The 26097-nt window shown below is 64.4% G+C and carries 23 protein-coding genes and 1 pseudogene; 16 read left to right on the plus strand and 8 right to left on the minus strand.

Translation table 11 applies throughout. The annotated features are described in order from the left end of the window. Positions 1 to 2: 2 nt before the first annotated feature. The 4 genes from IV498_RS01205 to purM are packed head-to-tail and all read left to right on the plus strand — an operon-like array spanning position 3 to position 3591. Positions 3 to 356 carry a sterol carrier family protein gene (locus tag IV498_RS01205; RefSeq protein ID WP_269044728.1) on the plus strand — a complete coding sequence of 118 codons (354 nt, stop codon included), beginning with the start codon at positions 3 to 5 and terminating at the stop codon, positions 354 to 356. A 35-nt stretch (positions 357 to 391) separates the two neighbouring features. Next, positions 392 to 793 (plus strand): hypothetical protein, encoded by a 402-nt coding sequence (locus tag IV498_RS01210; RefSeq protein WP_269044729.1) that lies wholly within the window; start codon positions 392 to 394, stop codon positions 791 to 793. Between the two features lie 33 nt (positions 794 to 826). After that, a complete protein-coding gene (purF, locus tag IV498_RS01215; protein ID WP_269044730.1) occupies positions 827 to 2434 on the plus strand; it encodes an amidophosphoribosyltransferase in 1608 nt (535 codons plus the stop codon). Then, positions 2431 to 3591, plus strand: a complete 1161-nt coding sequence (gene purM, locus IV498_RS01220) for a phosphoribosylformylglycinamidine cyclo-ligase (protein WP_269044731.1) — start codon at positions 2431 to 2433, stop codon at positions 3589 to 3591. Before purF ends, purM begins: the two co-directional genes overlap by 4 nt. Before the next feature lie 21 nt (positions 3592 to 3612). On the opposite strand, the gene IV498_RS01225 is transcribed toward purM, so the two are convergent. Together IV498_RS01225 and IV498_RS01230 are read right to left on the minus strand one after the other, a co-directional pair. Beyond that, complete coding sequence (locus IV498_RS01225; RefSeq protein ID WP_269044732.1) at positions 3613 to 4425, minus strand: VOC family protein; 813 nt, start codon at positions 4423 to 4425, stop codon at positions 3613 to 3615. A 203-nt stretch (positions 4426 to 4628) separates the two neighbouring features. Continuing rightward, a complete protein-coding gene (locus IV498_RS01230; protein WP_269044733.1) occupies positions 4629 to 4865 on the minus strand; it encodes a DUF3073 domain-containing protein in 237 nt (78 codons plus the stop codon). Positions 4866 to 5096: 231 nt separating this feature from the next. On the opposite strand from IV498_RS01230, the gene IV498_RS01235 reads away from it, so the two are divergent. Further along, positions 5097 to 6209, plus strand: coding sequence for a hypothetical protein (locus IV498_RS01235; RefSeq protein WP_269044734.1), 1113 nt, complete (start codon positions 5097 to 5099; stop codon positions 6207 to 6209). Here IV498_RS01235 and clpB read toward each other — a convergent pair. Beyond that, positions 6206 to 8881: an ATP-dependent chaperone ClpB gene (gene clpB, locus IV498_RS01240; RefSeq protein ID WP_269044735.1), complete on the minus strand. Its 2676-nt coding sequence runs from the start codon at positions 8879 to 8881 to the stop codon at positions 6206 to 6208. The genes IV498_RS01235 and clpB overlap by 4 nt on opposite strands. 349 nt (positions 8882 to 9230) lie before the next feature. Here clpB and IV498_RS01245 point away from each other — a divergent pair, with 349 nt between their 5' ends. The 4 genes and pseudogenes from IV498_RS01245 to IV498_RS01260 all read left to right on the plus strand — a co-directional run bounded on the left by IV498_RS01245 (position 9231) and on the right by IV498_RS01260 (position 12400). Continuing rightward, complete coding sequence (locus IV498_RS01245; RefSeq protein ID WP_269044736.1) at positions 9231 to 9893, plus strand: HAD family hydrolase; 663 nt, start codon at positions 9231 to 9233, stop codon at positions 9891 to 9893. Beyond that, a pseudogene (locus IV498_RS01250) lies at positions 9894 to 10754 on the plus strand (DUF4031 domain-containing protein); the annotation flags it as partial. Positions 10755 to 10995: 241 nt separating this feature from the next. After that, a complete protein-coding gene (gene deoD / locus IV498_RS01255; protein WP_269044737.1) occupies positions 10996 to 11709 on the plus strand; it encodes a purine-nucleoside phosphorylase in 714 nt (237 codons plus the stop codon). A 16-nt stretch (positions 11710 to 11725) separates the two neighbouring features. Beyond that, positions 11726 to 12400, plus strand: coding sequence for a pentapeptide repeat-containing protein (locus IV498_RS01260; protein ID WP_269044738.1), 675 nt, complete (start codon positions 11726 to 11728; stop codon positions 12398 to 12400). A gap of 30 nt (positions 12401 to 12430) precedes the next feature. Here the strand turns inward: IV498_RS01260 and IV498_RS01265 are convergent, their stop codons facing one another. Together IV498_RS01265 and IV498_RS01270 are read right to left on the minus strand one after the other, a co-directional pair. After that, entirely contained in the window at positions 12431 to 12826 is a 396-nt protein-coding gene (locus tag IV498_RS01265) for a hypothetical protein (protein ID WP_269044739.1), read from the minus strand. A gap of 132 nt (positions 12827 to 12958) precedes the next feature. Beyond that, positions 12959 to 13534 carry a hypothetical protein gene (locus tag IV498_RS01270; protein ID WP_269044740.1) on the minus strand — a complete coding sequence of 192 codons (576 nt, stop codon included), beginning with the start codon at positions 13532 to 13534 and terminating at the stop codon, positions 12959 to 12961. Between the two features lie 169 nt (positions 13535 to 13703). On the opposite strand from IV498_RS01270, the gene IV498_RS01275 reads away from it, so the two are divergent. The 5 genes from IV498_RS01275 to IV498_RS01295 all read left to right on the plus strand — a co-directional run bounded on the left by IV498_RS01275 (position 13704) and on the right by IV498_RS01295 (position 18674). After that, a complete protein-coding gene (locus tag IV498_RS01275) occupies positions 13704 to 15173 on the plus strand; it encodes an amino acid permease (protein ID WP_269044741.1) in 1470 nt (489 codons plus the stop codon). 22 nt (positions 15174 to 15195) lie between these two features. Further along, positions 15196 to 15426 carry a hypothetical protein gene (locus IV498_RS01280; protein ID WP_269044742.1) on the plus strand — a complete coding sequence of 77 codons (231 nt, stop codon included), beginning with the start codon at positions 15196 to 15198 and terminating at the stop codon, positions 15424 to 15426. A 4-nt stretch (positions 15427 to 15430) separates the two neighbouring features. Further along, complete coding sequence (locus IV498_RS01285) at positions 15431 to 16033, plus strand: HutD/Ves family protein (RefSeq protein ID WP_269044743.1); 603 nt, start codon at positions 15431 to 15433, stop codon at positions 16031 to 16033. 251 nt (positions 16034 to 16284) lie between these two features. Then, positions 16285 to 16926, plus strand: a complete 642-nt coding sequence (locus IV498_RS01290; protein WP_269044744.1) for a TetR/AcrR family transcriptional regulator — start codon at positions 16285 to 16287, stop codon at positions 16924 to 16926. A 116-nt stretch (positions 16927 to 17042) separates the two neighbouring features. Next, on the plus strand, positions 17043 to 18674 hold the full coding sequence (locus tag IV498_RS01295) for an MDR family MFS transporter (RefSeq protein WP_269044745.1): 1632 nt from the start codon (positions 17043 to 17045) through the stop codon (positions 18672 to 18674). Here the strand turns inward: IV498_RS01295 and IV498_RS01300 are convergent. From IV498_RS01300 to IV498_RS01310, 3 genes are all read right to left on the minus strand, one after another. Beyond that, positions 18614 to 20083 (minus strand): purine-cytosine permease family protein, encoded by a 1470-nt coding sequence (locus IV498_RS01300; RefSeq protein WP_269044746.1) that lies wholly within the window; start codon positions 20081 to 20083, stop codon positions 18614 to 18616. The two genes, IV498_RS01295 and IV498_RS01300, sit on opposite strands and share 61 nt — an antisense overlap. A gap of 310 nt (positions 20084 to 20393) precedes the next feature. Continuing rightward, entirely contained in the window at positions 20394 to 22088 is a 1695-nt protein-coding gene (locus tag IV498_RS01305) for a DEAD/DEAH box helicase (protein ID WP_269044747.1), read from the minus strand. A gap of 209 nt (positions 22089 to 22297) precedes the next feature. Continuing rightward, positions 22298 to 23326, minus strand: coding sequence for an Lrp/AsnC family transcriptional regulator (locus IV498_RS01310; protein ID WP_269044748.1), 1029 nt, complete (start codon positions 23324 to 23326; stop codon positions 22298 to 22300). 220 nt (positions 23327 to 23546) lie between these two features. Here IV498_RS01310 and IV498_RS01315 point away from each other — a divergent pair, with 220 nt between their 5' ends. Both IV498_RS01315 and IV498_RS01320 read left to right on the plus strand, forming a co-directional pair. After that, on the plus strand, positions 23547 to 24803 hold the full coding sequence (locus tag IV498_RS01315) for a M20 metallopeptidase family protein (RefSeq protein ID WP_269044749.1): 1257 nt from the start codon (positions 23547 to 23549) through the stop codon (positions 24801 to 24803). After that, the gene (locus IV498_RS01320; protein ID WP_269044750.1) at positions 24800 to 26095 is read left to right on the plus strand and encodes an MFS transporter; all 1296 of its coding nucleotides are present in this window, start codon (positions 24800 to 24802) and stop codon (positions 26093 to 26095) included. Before IV498_RS01315 ends, IV498_RS01320 begins: the two co-directional genes overlap by 4 nt. Positions 26096 to 26097 lie beyond the last annotated feature (2 nt).

The following is a 26097-nucleotide window of genomic DNA, read 5'->3' on the forward strand; positions in this document are numbered from 1 at the left end:
CCGTGCCGGCACGACGCAGGATTACGACGGCGGACGGGCAGGCCGCGCTTGCCGCCTGGCGGGGCGGGGCGAGAGACCGCGCGACCACGGCGACGGCGGTCCGGTTCTGCCTCGAAGAGGTGGCGGCCCGGGCTCCTGGCAACTCCGTTGAGGTGCGGGTGCCCCCCTTCGGTGTCGCGCAATGTGTCCAAGGACCACGTCACACCCGCGGAACGCCACCCAACGTGATTGAGTGCGACGGCGCCACCTGGCTGGGCCTGGCGACCGGCCAGCTCAGCTGGGGCCAGGCGGTGGCTGCAGGTCAGGTGGCCGCGTCCGGACTCCGGGCGGATCTGTCCGACCTGCTTCCGCTCTGATCCGCCGTACCAGGCCCGACGGGTACGCTTAAGGCATGATTTCCCAGCACTCCGACGAACAGTTTCCCGGATCAACAGAGCCGGTCGAGCGCCGCGAGATCTCTGTGCGGCGCGCCCCGAAGTTTGTTCCATTCCTGATTGCCGGAGCGCTGCTTGGCGTTCTGGCCGCGGCCGTCGTGGCCGTGGTGGGTGCCGGCAGCGCCAGTTATGACCGGAGCACGGTCTTCGGCTTTTTCGCCGTGGTCCTGGCGGTTCCGGGCATGCTGCTGGGCGGCATGGCGGCCCTGCTGCTGGACCGCGCGAGTGTGAAACGCACCGAACGGGTCGTCGTCGAACGGGTACCCGACGAGCCTGCCGATGGGCTGGACCAGCGGGCCGCCGGAACAACCGACCAGCCCGGTGATGACCCTGCAGAAGGTCCCGAGCTGGAGCGTTAAGTCCTGTCAGCGGATACGTGAGACAATTTTCAGGTGGCACGCGGAGACGGACAACTTTCCCACGATTTATTACCCGGTGAAAAAGGACCCCAGGATGCCTGCGGCGTCTTTGGTGTTTGGGCGCCCGGCGAAGAGGTCGCAAAACTTACCTACTACGGGCTGTACGCACTGCAGCACCGCGGACAGGAATCGGCAGGCATCGCCACCAGTGATGGCAGTCGGATCAGTGTCTACAAGGACATGGGTTTGGTGTCCCAGGTGTTCGATGAGACGACGCTGAACACCCTGACCGGGCACATCGCCGTCGGCCATTGCCGTTATTCCACCACCGGCTCCTCCAATTGGGCCAACGCGCAGCCCACTCTGGGCGCCACCGGCTCCGGGACCGTCGCCCTGGCACACAACGGCAACCTGACTAACACCGCCGAGCTCTATGACATGGTGCTGGCAGGGCAGGGCAAGCCCACGGCCGGGGAAATGGCGCAGGGCAACACCTCCGATACCGCACTGGTCACGGCCCTGCTGAAGGGCGAAGACGGCCGGTCGCTTGAAGACACCGCGATGGACCTGCTGCCGAAAATCCAGGGCGCATTCTGCTTCGTGTTCATGGACGAGGGCACACTGTACGCCGCCCGCGACGCCCACGGGGTGCGCCCCCTGGTGCTGGGCCGGCTGCAGCGCGGCTGGGTGGTCGCCTCCGAAGGTGCGGCCCTGGCTACGGTGGGCGCCAGCTTTATCCGCGAGATCGAGCCGGGCGAGTTCATCGCCATCGACGAGGACGGGGTGCGCAGCCATCGGTTTGCGCCGCCAACCCCTGCGGGATGTGTCTTCGAGTATGTGTACTTGGCCCGCCCCGATGCCTCCATTGCCGGCCGCTCGGTGTACGAGTCCCGAGTGGAGATGGGCCGCCAACTGGCCCGCGAAAACAGTGTCAAAGCGGACATCGTCATTCCGGTGCCCGAGTCGGGAACGCCCGCAGCAGTGGGCTATGCCGAGCAATCCGGCATTCCCTTCACCCACGGCTTCGTCAAGAACGCCTATGTGGGGCGGACCTTCATCCAGCCCAGCGAAACGCTGCGCCAGCTCGGCATCCGGCTGAAGCTCAATGCGCTGGAATCCGTGATCCGCGGCAAGCGGATTGTGGTCGTGGATGATTCGATTGTGCGTGGCAACACCCAGCGCGCGGTGGTCCGCATGCTCCGCGAGGCCGGCGCCGCGGAGGTGCACGTCAAGATCTCCTCCCCGCCGGTGCGCTGGCCCTGCTTCTACGGCATTGATTTCGCTTCCCGCGCCGAGCTGATCGCCAATGGCGCGGCCATTGATGAGATTGCCAAGTCGATCGGGGCGGATTCGCTGGCCTACATCTCCGAGGACGGCATGATCGGCGCCACGCTGCAGCCGCGCGACCGGCTCTGTACGGCCTGCTTCACTGGGAAGTACCCGATCAAACTGCCGTCGGCGGACCGGCTCGGCAAGAACCTGCTGGAGCGCATCAACCCGGCCGACGACACCGCTGCCGATGGCTGCGACCCGGGACCCGGCGCCGAACTGGAGAACCTCCTCACCGACGCCGATCGGGTTGACGTCGACGACTTTGCCGGTCAGAGCGCCGCGACCACCGAAACGAAAGAGACGGTATGACACCCACCGCCCCTGGCCCCCACTCCCCGGCCGGCATCACCTACGCCAGCGCCGGCGTCGACGTCGAGGCCGGCGACCGGGCCGTTGAACTGATGAAGGAAGCCGTTCGAGCCACGCACGGAGCACAAGTCCTCGGCGGCGTGGGCGGTTTTGCCGGGCTTTATGACGTTTCCCGGCTGCTGAGTTACACCAAGCCCCTGCTGGCGACCTCCACTGACGGTGTGGGCACCAAGGTGGCCATCGCCCAGGCCATGGATATCCACGACACCATCGGCTTCGATCTTGTTGGCATGGTGGTGGATGACATCGTCGTTGTCGGCGCCGAGCCGCTCTTCATGACCGATTACATTGCCTGTGGAAAGGTGGTTCCGGAGCGCATCGCTGACATCGTCCGTGGTATTGCCGCGGCCTGCTCGGTGGCTGGCACGGCGCTTGTGGGCGGCGAAACGGCCGAACACCCCGGGCTGTTGGGCGAGAGCGAATACGATGTGGCCGGCGCGGCAACAGGAGTGGTCGAGGCCAGCAGGCTGCTTGGTCCGGAGCGTGTGCAGGCCGGCGACGTGGTCATCGCCATGGCCTCCTCCGGACTGCATTCCAACGGCTACTCCCTGGTGCGCCGGGTCATCAACCGCGCGGGCTGGGCACTGGACCGGCAAGTTTCCGAACTGGGCCGCACGCTGGGCGAGGAACTGCTCGAGCCCACGCGGGTTTATGCCGCGGACTGCCTCGATCTGGCCCGCCACCTGCCTGTCGATGCCGCCGCGGCCGTTCACGGTTTCAGCCACGTCACCGGCGGCGGCTTGGCCGCCAACCTGGCCCGGGTTCTGCCGCACGGATTGACCGCGACGATTGACCGTTCCAGCTGGGAACTGCCGGCTATCTTCAAACTGGTATCCGAGCTGGGCAATGTTCCACTGCCGGATTTGGAGCGCACATTGAACCTCGGCGTCGGCATGGTGGCCATCGTCTCCGCAGCCGGTGCCGATGCCGCCGTCGCCCGTCTGACCGAGCGGGGACTGCCCGCCTGGGTGATGGGCAGCGTGGCCAAGGAGGGTACTGACGAGTCCACGTCAAGCTCCCGCAGCGGTCCCGACTACGTTCAGGGCGCAAAGGGCGTCGACGGCGGCGCTGTCCGGCTGGTCAACTCCTACGCCTGACGCCGTGCGGCCGCGGAACGGCTACTCCCCGGCTGCGCCAGCCGCTTCTGATCCATTCGATCCCGCGGCCATGATGCAGAAGACGGCTCCCTGCGGGTCAGTGAAAACAGCCATCCGCCCGATTCCCGAAACATCAAAGACCGGGGCAATCACCGCTCCGCCCAACTCTTGCACCTTGGCTGCCGTCTGATCCGCGTCGGCGGAGTTGAAATAGACTGTCCAGTTGTTCGGGGTATCCGGCATGGGCTTCTTCATGGCCCCTGCGATGCTTTTGCCGTTCACCAGGAACTGCGTATATTCACTCAGGTCCCCCGACGGTCCGGTGTCTGAGTCCATCCCCGCAACGCTCTGATAAAACGGCAGCGCCGCGGCCAGATCGTCCACCTGCAGCTCGTTCCAGATCACTGTCCCGGGCTCGTTGACCACGCTGGCGCCAATATGTCCCTTGCCCTCCCAAAAGCCAATGTAGGCCCCGGCCGTATCAGTGGCCATCACCATCCGCCCGGAACCTGGAACCTCATCCGGGGGGAAAACCAGCGTTCCGCCCGCTTCGGTGATCCGTTCCGCGGCGCTGTCAACACTGTCCACAGCGATGTATGTATTCCAGACCGACGGGATGCCGGCCGCCGCCATGTCCGGCATCTGCTGCATCAGCCCCGCAACGTTGCGCCCGTTCAAAGTGGCCATGTAGTACGTCATGTCCGGCCCCATGGCGCGGCCGTCAAAGTCCCAGCCGAACAGCGAGCCGTAAAACTGCCTGGCCCCTTCCACATCCGAGCTGACCAGATCACACCAGCACGGTGTGCCAGAGCTGTAGCTGTCTACGTTTGGCATTGGTAACCCTCCAGATACTGCTGCCCGTGCTGTTGCACAAGGCGAGCTGGGAGAACGCACCTGTCGTACGTTCAGGCACCATCCAAGCACGCCCGACCCCGGTTTGGAAGACATTCAGGCACAACAAAAGCCCCGCCCGGGGATCTCCCTGATGGGAGAGCCGCAGCGGGGTGTTGCCTGTTTTGGTGGATCGTCCAGGTGACCTAACCGATTCGGCGGGTGCCGACCTCGTCCTGGTCATCGTCATCCACTTGATCCGCATATTTGTCCGCATATGCTGAGTAATCCGGTTCCACCGGAGCCTCAGTTCGTCGGCTGGAGACATGACGGGTCGTGGCACCGAGCTCACGCTGGAGTGCCGTGTAATCAGTGTTCGGGGAGTAGTACTTAATGTCCCGAGCCTGCTTGGTTGCCTTAGCCTTTTGACGGCCGCGCCCCATGGCGTGACCCCCTTTTGCACTCGGACCGGAGGTGGTCGCTCGGCTAAGAGCGAGGCCCCGGAATATACGGTCAATTTGTCGTAACTCTAGATTACATGCTTTCGCCGCGTTCCGCTTACGCCATGTACGCAGATCCCCGGCGCCGGGCGCTGACGGCCCTGCCTTGGCCGCGGAAGTTTCGATAGAGTCGCCTTGAGAGCGGCCGGACCGACGGAAAGTGGGCATAGTTTCATGAGCAATCAGGACGACGGCGGGTCGGGCGGCCAGCACGACGGCGCCGGTTCCGAAGGGTCGGGGCCGCACGACGACGGATCTCCGGAGCGCGAGGGCATCCAACAGGGTGCCGATGCCGCTATCAGCCTTCCCGCGCCGCAGCTTGGCACAGCGGCTATCAGCCCGGACGTTGCCGAGACCACGGCCCTCAATGAGGTGGCCGCCGAGGCCGCCCAAGTGGCCCGGGAGGCCGAAAAGGCCGGCACTCTAGCCGGTGGCGACCAAACCGGAATTCCCGACATGCCCTCCGCAGCCGGAGTTCGGGCAGCAGAGAAGGGGGCAGCGGACGCCACCGCGAACGTCACAGGAGATTACACTTCGGCTGAACCTGCTCCCCGAAGTTCGGCAAGCGGGCCTGGCCAGGGCGACACCCTTGGAATGGGTTCCGCAGCATCGCTGCCCGGACCGGCCGCCGCGCAGGTGCGCAGCCGTGCTAAGCGGAAGGCCCAGGCACGCAAATCGACCCAAGCCTGGGCACCGCCGCCGTCCTCCGGCGCGCGCAAGTCCGAGACGGCCACCGGAGCCAATAAGGCAGTCGTGGTGATAGGTGCAATCATCGTCGTGTTGATCCTGATTGGCCTGCTGATCTGGCTGGTGATCACGCTGGTCGGGAGCGCGACCGGCGGTACGGCCGCCGGCTGCACGGCCTCCGTCGCTTCGCAGGCACCCACCGTGTCCGGCAGCGCCACCAGGACCACCCCGCCGGCCACCGCCGGCATTATCAGATCGCAGGCGTGTGCAACGGACTGGCAGCAAGGAGACTGCCTCAAGGGTTTCACCGACGCCGGGCATCCGGCTGACATTGTCACCTGCGGTACGCAGCATTCCGCCCAATTAGTAGGCGCCCATTACTATCCCCCGGCGGCTGCGTATCCAGGCGTCGAGATATTAAAAACGAAGGCGAAGGACGTCTGCGGGGGCGTGAGCCTGGCCAGCGCAGCCAACAACTACGACCTCAAACAGCTCACCGCATACCCCTCGGAAAGCACCTGGGGAAAGCACGACCGCCGGGTTGACTGCCTGGTCTACGACGGCGCCGGGGATAACATCACCGAATCCCTGCTTGGCTAACCCGTCTCTTGGCTGGCCGCTTTCCGGTGCACGGTCAGCCCAGTTCCGGTCCCGCCGGCCAGCGCTTCAAGGCTCAACTCCTCCACGTCCGCGGCCGTATCCACCACCACTGTGTCGCCATCCAGAATGCTTCCGGCCAGGATTTCCCGGGCCAACTGGTCGCCGATCTGCCGCTGCACCAGCCGGCGCAGCGGCCGGGCACCATAGGCCGGGTCATAACCGGTCATCGCCAGCCAGGCCCTGGCACCGTCCGTGACTTCCAGGGTCAACCGGCGCTCATGCAGGCGGGACGCCAGCGACTGCACCTGCAGATCCACAATCCGCGACAGCTCATCCACGCTGAGCGCATCGAACATCACTATCTCATCGAGCCGGTTGAGGAATTCCGGTTTGAAGGAGACGTTGACGATGTCCATAACCGCCTTGTGCTTGGTCGCGTCGTCGAGGGTCTGATCCACCAGAAACTGCGAACCGAGGTTGGAGGTCAGGACCAGAATGACATTTCGGAAGTCCACGGTGCGGCCCTGACCATCGGTGAGGCGACCGTCGTCGAACACCTGCAGCAGGATGTCGAAGACCTCCGGATGGGCCTTTTCCACTTCATCCAGCAAGACCACCGAATACGGACGACGGCGGACGGCCTCGGTCAGCTGCCCACCCTCCTCGTAGCCGACGTAGCCGGGAGGGGCGCCGACGAGCCGCGCCACGGTGTGCTTTTCCGAGTACTCACTCATGTCGATGCGGACCATTGCCCGCTCGTCATCGAAAAGGAAGTCCGCCAGCGCCTTGGCCAGCTCCGTTTTGCCCACGCCGGTTGGCCCCAGGAACAGGAAGGAACCGGTCGGACGGTCCGGGTCCGAAATGCCCGCCCGCGCGCGGCGCACCGCGTCCGAAACCGCCGCCACGGCTTTGGCCTGGCCGATCAGCCGCGCACCCAGCACTTGTTCCATCTGCAGCAGTTTCGCCGACTCGCCCTGCAGCATCCGGCCGGCCGGAATTCCGGTCCAGGCCGAGATTACCTCGGCGATGTCGTCCGCAGTGACATCTTCCGCCACCATCAGCTCCTGTTTGACCGCCCCTTCCCGGCCGGCGACATCCGCCTCGGCAGCGGCTGCATCGTCCAGTTCGCGCTGCAGGGCCGGAATTTCCCCGTACAGGATGCGCGAGGCCTGTTCCAGATCGCCGTCGCGCTGTGCCTTGTCCGCAACGGAACGGAGCTCATCGAGTTTCGCCTTCAGCTCGCCCACCCGATTCAAGCCGGCCTTTTCCGCTTCCCAGCGGGCATTGAGCGCAGCGAGCTGCTCCTTCTTGTCCGCCATATCGGAGCGCAGCGACTCAAGCCGATCGCGGGAAGCCGCATCGGTTTCTCCGCTCAGGGCCAGTTCCTCCATGGTCAGCCGGTCCACCGAGCGGCGCAGCTGGTCGATCTCTTCAGGAGCGGAATCGATTTCCATCCGCAGCCGGGACGCCGCCTCGTCCACCAGGTCGATCGCCTTGTCCGGCAGCTGCCGGCCGGCTATGTAGCGGTTCGACAGCGTCGCGGCCGCCACCAGTGCGGAATCGGCAATCGCCACCTTGTGGTGCGCCTCGTAGCGTTCCTTGAGCCCGCGCAGGATGCCGACGGTGTCCTGCACACTGGGCTCGCCCACGTAAACTTGCTGGAACCGCCGCTCCAGCGCGGCGTCCTTTTCGATGTGCTGGCGGTACTCGTCCAGCGTGGTGGCGCCGATCAGCCGCAGTTCGCCGCGGGCCAGCATGGGCTTGAGCATGTTGCCGGCGTCCATCGCCCCTTCGGAAGCGCCCGCACCCACCACGGTATGGATCTCGTCGATGAAGGTAACCACCTGACCCTCGGAGCCTTTAATCTCCTCCAGGACCGCCTTGAATCGCTCTTCGAACTCGCCGCGGTACTTGGCTCCGGCTACCATCGAGGCCAGGTCCAGACTGATCAGGGCCTTACCGCGCAGGCTTTCCGGAACGTCTCCGGCGACCATCCGCTGCGCAAGGCCTTCGACAACGGCGGTCTTACCCACGCCTGGCTCGCCAATCAGGACCGGGTTGTTCTTGGTGCGTCGGCTAAGCACCTGGATGACCCGCCGGATCTCCGCATCACGGCCGATCACCGGATCCAGCTTCCCTGCCCGGGCCATCGCCGTAAGGTCAGTGCCGTATTTTTCCAGCGCCTGGAAGGTGTTTTCAGGGTCCGGGGAAGTGACCTTCGCCCCGCCCCGAATGGACGGCAGCGCCGCCTCCAGGGCAGCCCGGACATTCACTCCGGCGCCCGCGGCATCGCGGAGTGCCTTACCCGCGGCGCCGGCGTCCGCGGCGATGCCCAGCAGCAGGTGCTCGGTCGAGACGTAGCCGTCCCCCATCCGCTCGGCTTCCTTTTGCGCTCCCTGAATCACCTGCAGTGCACTCCGGCTCAGCTGCGCCTGGGCCACGGACGATCCGGAAGAAGCCGGCAACGCCCGGATGGCCTGGCTCGCGCGCAGGCTGGCCGCGTCCGGATCCACACCCGCTGCCCGCAGCAGCGCCACGGCAACGCCCTCGCGCTGATCCATCAGCGCCTTGAGCAGATGCGCCGGCTCAACCTGCGGATTGCCGGCCGTCGAGGCGTTCATCGCGGCCGCAGAAAGGGCCTCCTGGCTCTTAGTGGTGAACTTGGCATCCAAGGAAAGCTCCGTTCTCGCTGGGCGCCGGATCCGCGGACCGGCCACGTTGGCTGGTCGGACTAGTCGGACTGGCTGTGTGGCTGGCCTGCCTGCCGACTGACTGGCTGACTGGCTGACTGAGTGACTGAGTGACTGAGTGACTGAGTGACTGAGTGACTTAGACCTGAGCCTACTACGCTCAACTTACAACGTGCGCTGTTATCCTCCATGTTTACCCAAGGTGAAACCCCTGTCCATTCACTAGCCTCCTACAGTCATCGACCGAGCACTTGGTGCGCGATACGGCGCTGCATCGCGCACCGAGTGCACCGTGGATGGAATTGGGGGTGGCAGCGGATAGCGTTGAGCCATGAAGACAGACGCGCTGGTCATATTCGACTGCGACGGCGTCCTGGTGGACAGCGAGCGTCTGAGCGTAGGCATCGAGGCCCACCTGTTGACCCAGATGGGTGTCCCGCATTCCGAGCTTGATGTGGTGAACACGTTTATGGGTCGCTCGGCTGGGGCTGGCAAAGCAGTGCTGGAGCGGCTGTTGGGGAAAGCCGGGGCGGCGGAGTTCGATTCCCGCTCGACGGCGGAAATCCACGCCGCCTTTGACCGGGACCTGACCCCCATTCCCGGCATCCCGGAGGTGTTGGACAGTCTGCGGCAGTCGGGCTGGCGGACTTGTGTGGCATCGAGCGGATCACACCAGAAAATGCAACGAACGCTCGGATTGACGGGTCTGTACGACTTTTTCCAGGGCCGCATCTTTAGCGCCGCCGACGTAGCCCACGGTAAGCCAGCCCCGGATCTGTTCCTGCAGGCAGCGCAGGTCATGGGGGCGGAGCCGGATGCCTGTGTGGTTGTGGAGGACAGCGTCCCCGGCGTCCAGGCAGGCATCGCCGCCGGAATGCGGGTCTACGGCTTCACCGGCGGGCTCGCCCCGGAAGGAGCCTTGCAGGCCGCAGGCGCCCTCGTGCTGGAGTGCATGAAACACCTTCCGACGGCGCTGATGGACTGGCGGCGCTGATTGGCCATTTATATCGACCCGCCCAGCTGGCCGGCGCACGGCACCGTGTTTTCACACCTGGTCTCCGATCGAAGCCTGACCGAACTGCACGAAATGGCCGCCGCCGCCGGCATCTCAGATCGAGCCTTCGACCGGGACCACTACGACGTCCCGAAGCGCCGCTACGCGCAGTTGGTGGCCCTTGGTGCCCGCGAGGTGTCCGGGGCTGCCCTGGTCCGGCTGCTGATTGGCAGCGGTCTGCGGATACCGGCCCGACAGCGCAATGAATCCCTGCGCGCGGCGCTGCTGTACCGGTGGAATGCCATCCTGCCCGGCGAAGAGCCGTTGGGCGCCGCACTGCTGGCACGCTGGAGCGAACCGCACCGGCACTACCACGGCCGCACCCATCTCCTCGCCGTCCTGGAAGCCATCGACAGGCTGGATTCTGCGCCACCGCGGGCTGTCCCACTGGCCGCGTGGTTCCACGACGCGGTCTACGACGGGGTTCCGCTTCGGGACGAGGAGGAATCCGCCCATTTGGCGTCTTCGGCCCTGATGAAGGCAGGACTAGCCGGGCGGGATGTCGCCGCGGTTGCGCGGCTCGTCCGGCTGACGGCCCACCACCGGCCCGAGCCAGGAGATTACGACGGCGGTCTGCTCTGCGACGCGGATCTGTCGGTTCTGGGCGGCTCAGCACCCGAATACCGCCGCTATCTGACCGCCGTGCGGTTGGACTATGCGCACCTCAGCGACGCCGACTTCGCCACCGGCCGGGCCGCCGTCGTCCGTTCTTTGCTGGCGCTGGAGCCGCTCTACTCGACGCCGCGGGCACGCCCGCTGTGGCAGGAGGCCGCTCGGCGGAATCTGGCCGGTGAGTTGAGCGGTGCGGGCGACGGCGGGCCAGGCGGTGCGGGCGACGGCGGGCCAGGCGGTGCGGGCGACGGCGGTGCGGGCGACGGCGGGCCAGGCGGTGCGGGCGACGGCGGGCCAGGCGGTGCGGGCGACGGCGGTGCGGGCGACGGCGGTGCGGGCGACGGCGGGCCAGGCGGTGCGGGCGACGGCGGTGCGGGTGAGTGAGCCACACGACCTGCTGCTTCGCGGGTGTGCCAGTTAGGCTGGGAGCATGTCAGTCCACATCGGCGCCGCTCTAGGCGCTATCGCCAAGAATGTCCTGATGCCCGGTGATCCGCTGCGCGCGGAATGGATCGCCCAGACGTTCCTGGATGATGCGCAGTGCTACAGCACAGTGCGGAACATGCTCGGCTTCACCGGAAGCTACCGGGGCGTACCGGTCTCCGTCCAGGGCAGCGGCATGGGCCAGCCCTCGATGGGGATTTATGCCACCGAGCTGATGAAAGACTACGGCGTGGATACGATTCTGCGGGTGGGCACCTGCGGAGCCATTTCGGCCAGTGTCAAGGTCCGGGACGTGATCATCGGGCAAACCGCCAGCACCGACTCCGCGCTGAACAGGCTGCGGTTCCACGGCATCGAGTACGCGCCGGGAGCAGACTTCACGTTGATGCGGCACGCCAGCGCCGCCGCAGAAGAAGCCGGACTACCCGCCGTCGTCGGCGGTTTGTTCACCTCGGACTCCTTCTACAACGACCGCAGCGAACTGTGCATGCAACTGGCGGACTATGGCGTGCTCGCGGTGGAAATGGAGACATCCGCGCTGTACACCCTGGCCGCTAAGTTCGGACGCAGGGCGCTAACCTTGGCAACCGTTTCGGACCATCTGCTGACCGGCGAGGAGACCAGCGCCGTGGATCGTCAGCAGACCTTCAGCGACATGGTGGAGCTGGCGCTGGCAACCGTTGAACGGGCGTCGGCCTGATGAGGGGTGCGCCTTGATGGCCGCCGCACGCGGACCCGCCGCGGCAAAGTCCGGCGCTCCACGGCTGAGCGAAATCAGGCTGCCGGAGCTGCGCGACGGATCCGCGTCCTCACTCCAGCCCGGCGGGAGTTACGACGGGGAGCGTTACGAACGGCCGGCACTTGATGGACTGGACCTGACCGGTACGGATTTCATTGACTGCGAATTCGTGGCCGCAACCTTTTCGGAGGCCCAACTGCGGGGCGTTCGGTTCCGCGATTGCATCCTGTCCGACGGCTACGCCCCTGTCTTTATCGCTGCCAGGTCCAGTTGGCGTGAAGTAGTGCTCAGCAGACCGCGCTGGGGCTCCGCGGAGTTGTACGACAGCAGCTGGCAGTCTGTGCGGATCGAGGGCGGCAAATTGGATTACGTCAACCTGCGTTCGGCCAAAATCTCCGATGTACTTATCAACGACTGCATTATCAGCGAACTGGATTTGGGCGGGAGCACCGTCACTCGGATGGCACTGAAAAACTGCAGCATCGGAACGCTGGAGCTGGGTGGCGCAAAACTGAAGGACTTCGATCTGCGCGGATCTGAATTTAAGGCCATCAACGGCATCGGAAGCCTCGCCGGGACCATCATCGACGACTACCAGCTGTCCCTGCTGGCGCCGCTGCTCGCCGGCCAGCTCGGCATCATCGTGGCCTGAAACTCAGGATCACACCTTAGGTGGCTTGACTCAGCGTCGCTCAAACTGGCCCGACTCATGGAGGCGCCACAACTCGTCCAGCTGGCTTCGCAGCTGACCGAACAGCAGAATCAACTGGTCCTCCTGCTCCGCGAGCATCCTGTCATGTGCCGAGAGGGATGCCAACTGTACCGCGATCGCAGCCCGGGAGGCCGCAGCTGCCTGGCCCGGGTTGGCGGCGTGCCCCGGGTTGGCGGCGTGCCCCGGGTTGGCGGCGTGCCCCGGGTTGGCGGCGTGCCCCGGGTTGGCGGCGTGCCCCGCATCGAGCGCGACGACGACGGCCGGGTCAGGCAGCTTGGCCAAAGCGGAGCGCAAGGCAGCGACCTCCAATGCCAGCCCACGCCGGCTCGTGGCCGCGTCCGCGATGCCCCGACGTACCTGCTCCATTGCTTCCGCCAGGCTCCGCTGCGGTTCCGATCGGCGCTCCACAGGACCGATCCGTGCCGCCCCCGTAACCCACCGAATCAACCGCATGCCGGCAGCCTCAGCTTTCGCCGCATAACCGATACATTCCCCGGCCTACCGTTTGCGCAGTTGAGCGTAGGTGCGTGCCCAATGCTCCAGCAGCTTGGCCTCGGAGCTCAACGCACGGGTCAGTTCATCCAGATCCACCGGCGCCATCGGTTGGGTGCTCGTCGCCAACGCCTGCCGGACGCCAGTGGAGGTCTGCAGGATCTGTTCCACCTGCGCGCCCAGTGTCTGCGCATAGAGCTGCTGGATGGAAGCATCCGGGTCTTTTTCGGCGACTGCGAGCTGCCGGTCGATGATGGCGCCCGCCTCGTCAAGCGTCTGGACAATGTGCGCCAAATTGCCGGTGTGCTGGTCCGACTCGCGGGCAATGTCGAGGCTGCGCCGTGTGGCTGAGAGCGAGTCCGCCAGCGTTGACCTCATCCCGGCCAGCTCGCCGCGCGAACCAGATGCGGCCCGCGCCTGAACCCTGAGCACGCCGCGCCGGACGGTCTCCGCGCTTGGCGCCGCACGCCGGGCAACGCCCCGGGCACCCTTGTACAGCAAGAGACCACCTGCGGTGACGGTGCCAACGACCACCAGCACAAGAATGAGGATGACGATCAGAATGACGCTGCCGGGGTCCATCTGACGCTGCCTCCAGACGCAATGCTTGCAACGGCATGGTCCGCCGCCGCTGATGCGCTGAATTTTAGCACGGGTGGATTAGCCACAGCCTCCTGCAATCGGACCGATTCCAGCGCTAGACTGTCGGCCAGCAGAGGTACGTTTCGAGCATCGAGATCCGGAGGCTGTCATGGCGCATTCATCCAATCCTTACTCCGTACTGCGGCGCAAGCCCATCGACGATGTGGAGGACGAAAACTCCGGAAGCGGACTGTTCCGGACCTTGGGTTTGTGGCAGCTGACGGCAATCGGCGTGGGCGGCATCATCGGGGTAGGGATCTTCACCCTGGCCGGCGTCGTAGCGCATGGGGACGCGAACAATCCCGGGGTGGGCCCCGCCGTCGTCATTTCCTTCCTGGTCGCCGGGCTGGCCAGCGCCGCCGCGGCCCTCTCCTACGCCGAATTTGCCGGAATGATTCCGCGCGCCGGTTCCGCCTACACCTATGGCTACGTGGCACTGGGGGAATTGATCGGCTGGTTCATCGGCTGGGACCTGCTGCTGGAATACATTGCGATCGTGGCAGTGGTCGCGATCGGCATTTCCGGCTATTTCGGGGCCTTCATGTCGGGGATCGGCGTGACGGTGCCGGACGCTGTGAACAGCGCCTGGACACCTGATACCCCGCACGGCGTCATTAATTTGCCCGCCATCGTCGTTTGTTTGATTGTGACCTGGATCCTCAGCCGCGGTTCCAAGAGCTTCGGACGGTTTGAACTGGTGGCGGTGGGGCTGAAGGTGCTGCTGATCCTGGGCATCATCGGCATCGGCGTCTTCCACCTCCACGGCGAGAACTTTTCTCCGTTCATGCCCAGCGGATTCGGTGCTGTGCTGACCGGGGCGGCCACGGTCTTCTTCGCAGTGTTCGGCTACGACGCAATGAGCACCGCGGCAGAGGAGGCCAAGGACGCCAAGAAGCACATGCCCAAGGCCATCATCCTGTCGCTGGTGATCGCCATGATCCTCTACGTCATGGCCACCCTGGTGCTGACAGGTATGCAGAACTACGCCAAAATGAACCCGACAAGCGCCTTTGCCTCCGCCTTTGATTCGGTCGGCCTGCCGACCATAGGTACCGTGATCGCGGGCTTTGCCGTGATCTCGATCCTGACCGTGATGCTCACCTTCCTGCTGGGTGTGACCCGCGTCTGGTTCTCGATGAGCCGCGACGGCCTGCTGCCCAAGTGGTTTGCCAAGACGGACGCCAAGCGCGGCGTGCCGCAGCGGGTGACCTGGATTGCCGGCATCGCTTCCGCCGTGCTGGCGGGCGTGCTGCCGATCCGGCTGGTGGCAGACCTGACCAACATCGGCATCCTGGCCGCCTTTGTGGTGGTCTGCATTGCGGTCATTGTGCTGCGCAGGACCAAGCCTCACGCGCCGCGAGAGTTCCGGCTGCCGTGGATGCCGGTGGTTCCGGCCTTCGGGGTGCTGGCCTCGCTCTTCCTGATCGCTCAGCTGCACTGGGAAACTTGGCTTCGGTTCGTCATCTGGCTCATCATCGGCCTGTTCATCTATTACTTCTACGGACGGCACCATTCCCTAATGAATCCGGACAGCCCGCGGCATGCTGACGAGACCGAGCCCGCGACGCCGGCCGGGTAGTTCTGGCGGGTAGTCTTGGGTCATGCGTAAGAAAGCGGACTGGGGGGACCTGGTTTTCCAGTTCGTCAGTTTCGCCTTGGTGTGCCTGGCGTTGTCCCTGCTGACCTGGCCCTTTCTGGTCAAGCTTGTGGCGGCATTCGGTTTTTCGATGCTGTTGGCCGGCGTGTATAAATATGTCCGCCGGACGGTTCGCCGGCGTCGGCAGCAGCCCAAAAGGCTCCGCGTAATGCACATCGAAAACGTGGAGGACTAATCCGGTGGACATAGTCCGCTATCAGAGCCTTCCAGCCTCCCGCTGGTCCAATGGCGGAGGAGTTACCCGCCAGATCGCAGCCTCTGCCGCTGCCGACTGGGACTGGCGGATCAGCATCGCCGAGGTCCGCACGGCAGGTCCCTTCTCGGATCTGCCGGGCATTGATCGGGTGCTGACGATCATCGCCGGTGAACTGATCGTGCTGACGGTCGATGGCGAGGAGCATCCGCTGGAGCGCTTCCGTCCCTTCCGGTTTTCCGGCGACAGCAGCACCAGCGCCGTCCTGCCCACCGGGGACGTGATGGATCTGAATGTGATGACCCGGCGCGGGAAGTTCACCGGTTACACCGCGATCGTGGAACTGTCGAAAAAGCGCCCGCACCCGGTATTCGCCGGTCAGCACGCCGTCCTGCTGCAGGGCTCCGCGAGCGTCTCGGACGGAGCGGGGGCGCCTCCTGCGCAGGGAACGGAGGCAGGCACGACGACGACCGCACCAGCGGCGCTGGACCGATTCGACGTCGTCGTCGGCTCTGCCGCCGCTCCCGAAGTAAGTGGCCGCGGCTTTCTGGCCATCGTCAGCATTGATCCGGTCTCCGCCGAGGATTGACGCGCGGCCCCGAAACCCTGCATGCGCTATAAATATGCAGACGATGCATTAATTCGCTAAACTGGAGGCGGACACAGCCACAGATCGGTGCTTGTGCTCCTCGGATCCCTTGGCTTCATCGGAGAAAACATGTTCATGGCAGACGCAGCCGGCGTTAGGTACGGCACCCCCCGGGCGGTATTTACGCATGTGGTACCGACAAAGGCGGGACGCGCGCATGGGGCAACAGCACCCTCCCCCGGGCGGTTCTCATGAGCAAAGTCGTCGAGGCCGAACAGGGGCTGCGGGCACGGAAGCGGGCGGCCGCGGAAGCGTCCATAGAACAGGCCGCGCTGACCTTGGCGCTGGAGCGTGGATACGAAAACGTGACGGTCGAAATGATCTGCGAAGCCAGCATGATTTCGCAGCGAACGTTCTTCAACTACTTCGGCTCAAAGGAGGGCGTCATTCTAGGCACCAGGCCCGCCACGCCCGCAGAAGAAGAAATCCGGCGCTTCGTCACCCAGGAAGGGTCGGATGTCCTGGGCGACCTCGTTTCCCTGATCGCAGCGGCAATGTCGGCCGCCGAGCCGGATATGGCGCTTTTCCAAAGCCGGCGCACGCTGATCCAGCGCACCCCTGAACTGATGATGCGGGAAAAGGCACGCCTCGGCGACGCCGAGGGCCGGCTGACGAAGTATGTTATGGACCGCTTCCATACCCAGGGCCGCAGCGAAACGAAGACCCCGGACTTGGAGGACGAGGCCCGGATGGTCGTGGCCCTTGCCTTTGGCGCCCTGCATTACACCATGCACAAATGGGTCAACAGCAGCTTCAGCGTCAAACGCGGCGAACTGCTGGAAACCACCTCGAATCTGATCCGCCGCGCCACGGGGAACGAAAAACCAGCCTAAAGTGCACACACTACATGTTTGCAGTTTGCGTAAATATGCATTGACTGCAAAGCTGGTAACAGCCGTTTCTCCCCGTCGAAATTCCGGTCCGTCCGGACGCAGTTCAAAAGGATGTCATGAGTAAAACGCCTGAGGCTTCATCAGCCAACGCGGCAGCAAACCACCGGAGCGTCCTGCTGGTGTTCGCCGGACTGATGGTCACCATGCTGCTGGCCTCTTTGGACCAGACGATTTTCAGTACCGCCTTGCCCACCATCGTCGGTGACCTCAACGGGGTGAACGAGATGCTGTGGGTCATCACCATTTACATCCTGGCCTCGACCATCATGCTGCCGATTTACGGCAAGCTCGGTGATTTGATTGGGCGCAAGGGCATCTTCATCGGTGCCATCGCAGTGTTCATTGTGGGCTCCATCATTGGCGGCTCCGCTCCCGATATGGGCTGGCTGATTTTCGGCCGCGGCGTCCAGGGTATTGGCGGCGGCGGCTTGATGATCCTCTCCCAGGCCATCATCGCCGACGTGGTGCCGGCCCGCGAACGTGGAAAATACATGGGCATCATGGGCGGTGTCTTCGCCCTTTCCTCGGTGGCCGGGCCGCTGCTGGGCGGTTGGTTCACCGACGGCATTGGCTGGCGCTGGGGGCTGTGGATGAACATCCCGCTGGGCATCCTGGCCATTATTTCGGCCGTGTTCTTCCTTCACCTGCCCGTGAAACCGCGCCGGAAGATGCGCGTGGATGCAGCAGGCATGGCATTGCTGGCCATCGCATCCACGGCTCTGGTGCTTTTCACCACCTGGGGCGGCACCAAATATGCCTGGGGTTCGCCGACCATCATCGCGCTCATCATTGTCACGGTGGCAGCGGCTGTCGTCTTTGTGTTCGTCGAGAGCAAGGCGGCCGAACCGATCATGGCCCTGCATCTGTTCAAGGACAGGAATTTCAACCTCACCATTGTTGCCGGTCTCATCACCGGCATTGCCATGTTCGGGACGCTCGCTTACCTGCCGACTTACCTGCAGATGGTGACGGGGGCGAACGCCACGCAGGCCGGTTTCCTGATGATCCCCATGATGGCCGGTCTGCTGGTCACCTCCGTCGGTACCGGCCAGATTGTGAGCAAGACCGGGCGCTACAAGGTGTTCCCCATCCTCGGATCGTTCATTGTTGCCGGCGCGCTGGTGCTGCTCTCGACCATGACGGCAACTCTTCCTGTCTGGCTCACCTGCTGCTATCTGGCGATCATGGGCATCGGACTTGGCATGAGCATGCAGATCCTGGTCCTGATCGTGCAGAACTCGTTTCCCAATTCGCAGGTGGGCATGGCCACGGCGTCCAACAACTACTTCCGCCAGATCGGCGCCTCGCTGGGCGCCGCCGTCGTCGGGAGCCTGTTTGCCTCACGACTGGCAAGCCTGCTGCTTGAGCGGATGCCGGCCAGCGCCCAAGGCCCCGGCGCAGACAGCAACTCCCTGACACCGAAGCTCGTGCGCAACCTTCCAGCGGCGGTGCGGGACGTTATTATTGGTGCTTACAGCGACGCGCTGACGCCCATCTTCCTCTACATGGTCCCGCTGCTGCTGATCGCCGGCTTCCTGCTCTTCTTCCTGAAGGAAAAGCCGCTGGCCACCACGATTGAGCGTGACATCCTGCCTGAGTCATTGGAGATTGACGGGGCCAATCATCTTCATGTCGCGGATGGACGGGAAGCTGTCGAGACCGGAAGGTCTGGCTCCGCGGCGCGCTGAATACGCTTTGCCACGGCCGCCCGCTTCGCCCAGGGATAAAAGATCCCGGCCGTTACCAGCAGTCCCACCAGCCAGGAAATGTCAGTTCCTGACATGGCTGTGGCGATCGGTCCGGTGTAGAGCGACTGGGACAAAAAGGGAATCTGGACCGCGATGCCAATCGCGTAGGAGATCAGTGCCACTTTGTTCCAGCGTCCGTAATGGCCGTTGGGGTCATACAGTGCCGCAACGTCCACCCGCTCACGGGAGATCAGGTAATAGTCCACCAAGTTGATGGCGCTCCAGGGAATGAAAACCATCAGCAGCAACAAGACCAGGTTCTTGAAATTTCCCAGGAAGTCCGACGAAGCCATGATCGCTATCAGCACGGAGAGCAGGATGAACCCGCAGATATAGAGAATCCGGGAGAGCTGCCGGATCTTTGACTTGCCGGTGAACGCCGAAATGGAAGTCAGGATGGACATGAAGCCACCGTAGGCGTTGAGGGTGTTGACGGTGAGCTTGCCAACAAAGACCACCAAGGCAATCAGTACCGCGAAGATGCCGCCGCCGCCGAGCTGCGCCAGGAAACCGACTTGGCTGTCCAGGAATCCGCTGCCGTCCGCCGCGGCAGGCAGGGCAGCCAGCAAGGCGCCGAAGGACATGGACCACTGGGAGCCGATAACGCTGCCGCTGAATGTCGCGATGAACGTCGACTTAGCCGGCGTGTCAGCCGGCAGATAACGTGAGTAGTCCGCCACATAGGGGCCATAGGTCAGCTGCCAGCCCGCACTGAGCGCAACGGCCGTCAGGAACGAGGCCGCGCTGAAGGCCGTGGTGCCGAACAGGGCGCCGACGTCGTATTGCGTGAAAAGGCGGACGGCCAGGTAGGTGAAACCGACCAGGCCGGAGACCGTCGCGATGCGCCCCAACAGGTGAATGTACTTGTAGCCAAGGGTCGCGACGACGGCGGTGATGGCACCGAAGACGATGATTCCCAACGGCACATTGCTGCTGCCGGTGATGGTGTTTACGGCCTGACCGGCCAGGATGGCACCGGTGGAGGCAAAACCGAGGTACATCAGGATGACCAGAATGAGCGGAATCACGGCGCCGTAAACTCCGAACTGCGCCCGGCTGGAGATCATCTGCGGCAGTCCCAGTTTCGGTCCCTGCGCCGAATGCAGGGCCATCACGGCTCCACCCAACAGGTTGCCAGCCAGCAGTCCCAAAATGCCCCAAAGCGCGTCGGCGCCAAAGGTCACGGCCAGCGCGCCGGTTACCACAGCGGTGATCTGCATGTTAGCGCCGAACCACAGGGTGAACTGATTACGGGGGCGTCCGTGCCGCGCCGTTTCCGGGACCACGTCAATGCTGTGCGTTTCAAGCAGCGTGCCGGATGATCCGGTCGCCGGGCCAGTTGATGCCATGAGTGCTCCTCGTCCACAATGTTCGTCCGGACCGCAGGTGCGGTCCGGCCTCGCATCCAAGCTCATCACTACGGACGGTACTGTGACACCCATCACCGGGAATCGCTGTCCGTCATCCCAGACTCTGCGGCCTCAGCCCGCAGCCCAGCAGGCAGCCCCACGCCCACCCGCATGCCCATCAAGCACGAATCCGGCCAAGCACCGCCACCGGGGTGCCGCGGGTTAAAAAAACAGTCTGCGTCCCCCAGGTTTTTTGGAACCGGGGCGACGCAGACTGTTGCAGTGCTGTTGTCAGTGCTGCCGGAAGCGGCTAGCGGCCACGGCGCTGATTCGACGCCGGCGCCGACGCACGGCGCGGACCTGCGGACCGCGACGGCCGACCGGAGCCCCCGGCATTTCCGGCGTTGTAGCTTCCGGTGGAGGTTCCGCCGGTATTCGAGGACCATACGGGTGCCGATCCCGCGGTCCGGGCGCCGCTGCCGCGCGGCACATCATTACGATGCGACGCGGACTGCGGGGTGCGCTTGGCACCACGGGCCACGTCTCCATGGGCCTCGGAGCGTGCCGGACGTCGGCTTTCGCCTCCGGTCCTTTCGCTGCCAAAGCGGGGTGCCTGCGGCTGATCCTTGCGCCGGTCCTCGCGGTTGCCCGTCTCCGTGGCACCGCCGGAAACCCGGCCGCGTCCGCCGCGGCCGCCACGACCACCCACGGCAGGTGATCCCTGGCCGGTGCGGCGGGTGCGCTTGCGCTCGGCATTGGCTCCGGTGGAGGATCCGCCACCCTGCTGCGCCGTCTTGGCCGCCATGAGGGCCGCTCTGGTGCGCGGATCGATCTTATCGGCGACCTCCCCCACCAGTTTGGCTATCAGCGGTGAGCTGGTCGTGACGCGTTCGAAGGAGACGTCGACGCCGGCCGCCTTCATCAGCTTTTTCACGTCCGACTGCTGTTCCGGCAGCGTGATGGTCACCACGGTGCCGTCGGAACCGGCGCGGGCGGTACGGCCCGAGCGGTGCAGGTACGCCTTGTGTTCGGTGGGTGGGTCAACATGGATGACGAGTTCGACGTCGTCGACGTGCACACCGCGGGCGGCGACGTCGGTGGCCACCAGCACGCGCACCTCACCCGAGGAGAACTCGGCCAAGTTGCGGTCGCGCGCATTCTGCGACAGGTTTCCATGCAGGTCCACTGCCGGGATTCCGGCATCCGTCAAAGTTTTCGCCAGCTTGCGGGCATGGTGCTTGGTCCGCATGAACAGCAGGCGGCGTCCGGCACCGGCGGCCAGCTCCACGATCAGCTGCTTCTTCACCGTCTGGTCGTTGACCACCAGAACGTGGTGTTCCATCGTCGTGATGGACGCCGTCGGGTCATCCACGGAGTGCGTGACCGGATTGGAGAGGTAACGCTGGACAATCTTGTCCACGCCATTGTCCAGCGTGGCCGAAAAGAGCAGGCGCTGGCCGTCCTTCGGCGTGGTGTCCAGCAGCCGCTTGACCACCGGCAGGAAGCCGAGGTCGGCCATATGATCGGCCTCATCCAGCACCGTGATCTCGACCGATTCCAGCGTGAGCAGCCGCTGTTTCATCAGGTCTTCGAGCCGGCCCGGGCAGGCAATGACAATGTCCACGCCGGCCTTGAGCGCACGCTCCTGGCGCTGCTGGGCAACACCGCCGTAGATGACCGTCGTGTTGAGGCCCATTTCCTTGGCCAGGGGTTCGATCGTGTTGTTGATCTGGGTGGCCAGCTCGCGGGTTGGTGCCAGCACCAATGCCAGCGGGCGGCCGGGCTTGCGTCGGTAAGCCGCTTCGCTTTCCGCCAGCCGGGCAACCAGCGGCAGCGCAAAGGCAATGGTCTTGCCGGAGCCGGTGCGGCCACGGCCCAGTACATCGCGGCCGGCCAAAGTGTCCGGGAGTGTCTTGATCTGAATCGGGAAGGCTTCTTCGATGCCGTTGGCGGCGAGGGAAGCGGCAAGGACCTTGGGCACGCCAAGGCTGGAGAACGTAGTCATGTAAGAGCAGACTTTCGGTTACGTGGCCCTGGCACCGGTCGGTGCAGGGATTCGCCGAAGAAATGTCAGAAGATGTCAACCGCGCATCCATTCCGGACCGCAGCTGCGGCCGGATGGGTTAGTGCATTGGATTGCTACTATGCGGGACTGGATCAACGCGTTCATCGACGCATGAAGGGCGCGTACGCGCTTCAAGTTTCCCCAGTCTATCAGTCCGGTGGGCGGCGGACGGCCAGATCCGACGGTCCGGTGGGGAGCACGACGACGCCAGTCGCCTTTCCATTGGGCTCCAGCAGCCATCCAACGCGCTTCGGTGAGTTCAGGATCACAGCACTTTCCACCAGATGAAGCTCGGGAACCCGTTCCGCCATGGCCAGCTCGGCACTGATCACATCGGCCACCGAGCGCAGCCACATTCCCACCATGAAATTCGTGGAACCGGTGGTGGAGGCGATCAGCCGGACATTTCGAAAGGAGCCCAGGGCCCGTGCCACCTCGTCGTGCCGGTCGGCCGGAACCCGGCCAAACCAGTGGCAGGTGACAGGGAAACCGGAGTAGGCCTGGGCAAGTTCACAACGAAAAGTAAGCAGGTGCGAGGCCAACAGCCGATCCAACTGCCGGCGGACCGTCGCCGGATGGCCGCCGAGCTCCCGCGACATTTGTGCCGCCGTCGTCCGCCCATCGCGCATCAGCATCCGGATCATGTCCGGAGAAACAGCGGGGAACGGGTCCCGTCCGGCCGCTTCGGTGCGCTTGCGCTGCCCGAACTGCTGCTGTTGGGCGCGGGTCAGAATATTGAGCCGCCAGTTGTCCCCACCCAGGTGCAGCCGGGTGCACAGGGAAACCTGGTAGCGATTCAGCCCAGGAATGGCGGCGAGCGCCGGAATCACCTGCTGGCTCAGCTCGGCCAGAGTGGGCGTGATGACGGTCAGAATCAGGTCCCGGTTCCTGGCCGCCTCATCGACCGTCACGATTTCCGGGATGGCGCACGCGGCATCGATCACCGGAGACCGCCGGTTGAGGTCGCACTGGACATCCAAAAAGGACAACGACATCTTGTCCGGTTCGCCAATCAGATGCGCCGTAATCCACGCAGCGCCGGAGCTGCGCAGCCGTTCCCAACGGGAGGCCAACGTGGTGGCGTGCACGCCGAGAATGTCGGCGGCATCCGTCCAACTTACGCGGGGGGCGATCTGGAGGGCGTTGATCAACGCCAAGTCGTCTTCGGATAGTTGCACAAGTCCTCCATATATGCGGCTCCGGTGCGCACTCTCAGTGGCATAGGACGGTTCAATGCGCTTTTCGAGCGATTGGGCGTGCTGTGAACCACATCACCACAAAATGATTTGCGGCACAACTTTTTTGGCTGCGCCACTCACCGGCGCACGGACGGCAGCGCACGCCGAGCAGCGCACCCCGACACACCACTAAGCAACGTATCCGAACCCAGGGAGCCCCATGTCATTTGTCCAACTTGCCTCCGAACTTGCCCCGGACCTTGTCCGCTTCCGACACCAGCTGCACCAGGAACCGGAGATCGGTTTGGATTTGCCGCGGACCCAGGAAAAAGTGCTGGCTGCGTTGGCCGACCTGCCGCTGGAAATTTCCCGGGGGACGGACTGCAGTTCGGTCACGGCCGTTCTGCGCGGGCAAGCTCCCGGTGCGGAACAACGCCGCGCCGTGCTGTTGCGGGCGGACATGGATGCACTGCCGGTTCAGGAACGTACCGGCGTGGAGTTCACTTCCCGCCTCGACGGCGCCATGCACGCCTGCGGCCATGACCTGCACACTGCCATGCTGGCCGGGTCGGCCCGGCTGCTGGCCGAGCGCGTCCACCAACTGCCCGGCGACGTGGTCTTTATGTTCCAGCCCGGCGAAGAAGGATTCGACGGCGCCTCGGTGATGATTCGTGAAGGCGTCCTGGAGGCCTCGGGCCGGCGCGCGGACGCCGCGTATGGCATGCACGTTTTCTCCGGGTTGGAGCCGCACGCGCAGTTTGCCACCAAGCGCGGCGTCATGATGAGCGCCTCCGATGGGCTGACGGTGACGGTCCTCGGTGCCGGCGGCCACGGCTCGGCGCCGCACAAGGCGAAAGACCCTGTGACCACGGTCAGCGAAATGATCACGGCTCTGCAGGTCATGGTCACCCGCCAGTTCAACATGTTCGACCCGGTAGTCCTGAGCGTGGGAGTACTGCAGGCCGGAACCAAACGCAACATCATTCCGGAAACCGCCAGTTTTGAGGCCACCATCCGGACCTTTTCGGAAGCTAATCAGCAGCGGATGATGACGGCGATCCCCCGCCTGCTGAAGGGCATCGCCGCCGCTCACGATCTGGACGTGGACGTGGTCTACAACCGGGAATATCCGGTTACCGTCACCAACGTCGAGGAGACCATGAAAGCTGAAAACGCCATCGACGAGCTCTTTGGTCCTGCCCGGCACAGCCGGTGGACCACGCCGATGAGTGGCTCCGAAGATTTTTCCCGCGTCCTCAATGAAATTCCGGGATCGTTCATCGGGCTTGGCGCGGCAGCCCCCGGAACCGACCACGCTAACGCGCCCTTCAACCATTCCGCCTACGCCACCTTCGACGACTCGGTCCTGGCCGATGGGGCTGCGCTCTACAGTCAGCTCGCGGCCAGCCGACTCGAGCAACTGTCCGGCCCCGCCAGCACCGACGCTGCCCCGGTCAACAAGGAATCAGGACGATGACTCATACCCCCATCACCACGCCGGCACGCTCGGCAGCACCCAGTAAAGGCATGGCCAAGACCCTTATTGGGACAGGCATCGGCAACGCCGTCGAATGGTACGACTGGGCCATCTACGCCACCTTCGCACCATTCTTCGCCACCCAGCTGTTCAGCAATAAGGACCCGCTGTCGGCCATCCTGTCCACCTTGGCGATCTTCGCCGTCGGCTTTTTGGCCCGTCCCTTTGGCGGCTTCCTGTTCGGCTGGATCGGCGACCGGTTCGGCCGCAAGCGATCCATGACCCTGACCGTAGGACTGGCCGCGGTGGGCAGCCTGATGATCGGCGTCGCCCCGACCTTCGCGGCCACCGGCGTGCTGGCTTCCATCGTGCTGCTCGCGGCCCGACTGCTGCAGGGGCTGGCGCACGGCGGCGAGCTGCCGTCCGCGCAGACCTATCTGTCCGAGATCGCGCCACGGAAAGAACGTGGCTTTTGGGCCAGCCTGATCTACGTCTCCGGAACTTTCGGCAACATGTTCGGCGCCTTGCTGGGAGCGGTGCTGACCGTGCTGCTCAGCAAGGCGGACATGCTGGCCTGGGGCTGGCGCCTGCCCTTTCTCCTGGGTGGCATCTTCGGCCTGTACGCGCTGTTCATGCGCGCCCGGCTGAAGGAGTCCGAAATTTTCGACGCCGAGCCGGGGACCGTAAAGCGGGATCCCGTCTGGCCGCAGATTGTGCGCTACCGCAAGCAGGCCCTGCAGGTGATCGGCCTGACCGTGGGGCTCACAGTGGCTTACTACACCTGGGCCATCGTGGCACCCACATACGCGTCCACGTCACTGGGCATGGACCGCGGAGCGGCACTCTGGTCCGGGTTGGTGGCCAACATTGTCTTCTTGGTGGCGCTGCCGCTGTGGGGCAAGGCCTCCGACAAATTTGGCCGCAAGCCGGTGCTCTGGACCGGTGCCTTGGGGGCGGCCGTGTTCTTCTTTCCGATGACCTGGCTGCTCGGCAGCTCCCCCTGGCAACTGATCGTTTCCATGTCGGTCATGCTGGTCTTCCTCGCTGCCGGGGCATCCATTGTGCCGGCCGTGTTTGCGGAACTGTTTCCGACCAGTATCCGCACCGTGGGCGTGGGCATTCCGTATTCCATCTGCGTGGCTCTGTTCGGCGGAACGGCACCGTACCTGCAGACCTGGCTGAACTCAGCCTTCGGGCCTAATGTCTTCGCCATCTACACCATTGTGCTGCTGCTGGTGTCCTTTGCGGTGATCTTTACCATCCCGGAGACCAAAAACAAGGACCTCAGCTAGCA

The sequence above is a fragment of the Paenarthrobacter sp. Z7-10 genome (genome assembly GCF_026932795.1).
Classification (GTDB): Bacteria; Actinomycetota; Actinomycetes; order Actinomycetales; family Micrococcaceae; genus Arthrobacter_M.

Coding starts and splice junctions, on each gene's coding strand:
- IV498_RS01210 (WP_269044729.1), top strand. CDS start 392: ATGATTTCCCAGCACTCCGACGAACAGTTTCCCGGATCAACAGAGCCG.
- purM (WP_269044731.1), top strand. CDS start 2,431: ATGACACCCACCGCCCCTGGCCCCCACTCCCCGGCCGGCATCACCTAC.
- IV498_RS01225 (WP_269044732.1), bottom strand. CDS start 4,425: ATGCCAAACGTAGACAGCTACAGCTCTGGCACACCGTGCTGGTGTGAT.
- IV498_RS01230 (WP_269044733.1), bottom strand. CDS start 4,865: ATGGGGCGCGGCCGTCAAAAGGCTAAGGCAACCAAGCAGGCTCGGGAC.
- IV498_RS01235 (WP_269044734.1), top strand. CDS start 5,097: ATGAGCAATCAGGACGACGGCGGGTCGGGCGGCCAGCACGACGGCGCC.
- IV498_RS01245 (WP_269044736.1), top strand. CDS start 9,231: ATGAAGACAGACGCGCTGGTCATATTCGACTGCGACGGCGTCCTGGTG.
- deoD (WP_269044737.1), top strand. CDS start 10,996: ATGTCAGTCCACATCGGCGCCGCTCTAGGCGCTATCGCCAAGAATGTC.
- IV498_RS01260 (WP_269044738.1), top strand. CDS start 11,726: ATGGCCGCCGCACGCGGACCCGCCGCGGCAAAGTCCGGCGCTCCACGG.
- IV498_RS01265 (WP_269044739.1), bottom strand. CDS start 12,826: ATGGAGCAGGTACGTCGGGGCATCGCGGACGCGGCCACGAGCCGGCGT.
- IV498_RS01270 (WP_269044740.1), bottom strand. CDS start 13,534: ATGGACCCCGGCAGCGTCATTCTGATCGTCATCCTCATTCTTGTGCTG.
- IV498_RS01275 (WP_269044741.1), top strand. CDS start 13,704: ATGGCGCATTCATCCAATCCTTACTCCGTACTGCGGCGCAAGCCCATC.
- IV498_RS01280 (WP_269044742.1), top strand. CDS start 15,196: ATGCGTAAGAAAGCGGACTGGGGGGACCTGGTTTTCCAGTTCGTCAGT.
- IV498_RS01290 (WP_269044744.1), top strand. CDS start 16,285: ATGAGCAAAGTCGTCGAGGCCGAACAGGGGCTGCGGGCACGGAAGCGG.
- IV498_RS01295 (WP_269044745.1), top strand. CDS start 17,043: ATGAGTAAAACGCCTGAGGCTTCATCAGCCAACGCGGCAGCAAACCAC.
- IV498_RS01300 (WP_269044746.1), bottom strand. CDS start 20,083: ATGGCATCAACTGGCCCGGCGACCGGATCATCCGGCACGCTGCTTGAA.
- IV498_RS01305 (WP_269044747.1), bottom strand. CDS start 22,088: ATGACTACGTTCTCCAGCCTTGGCGTGCCCAAGGTCCTTGCCGCTTCC.
- IV498_RS01315 (WP_269044749.1), top strand. CDS start 23,547: ATGTCATTTGTCCAACTTGCCTCCGAACTTGCCCCGGACCTTGTCCGC.
- IV498_RS01320 (WP_269044750.1), top strand. CDS start 24,800: ATGACTCATACCCCCATCACCACGCCGGCACGCTCGGCAGCACCCAGT.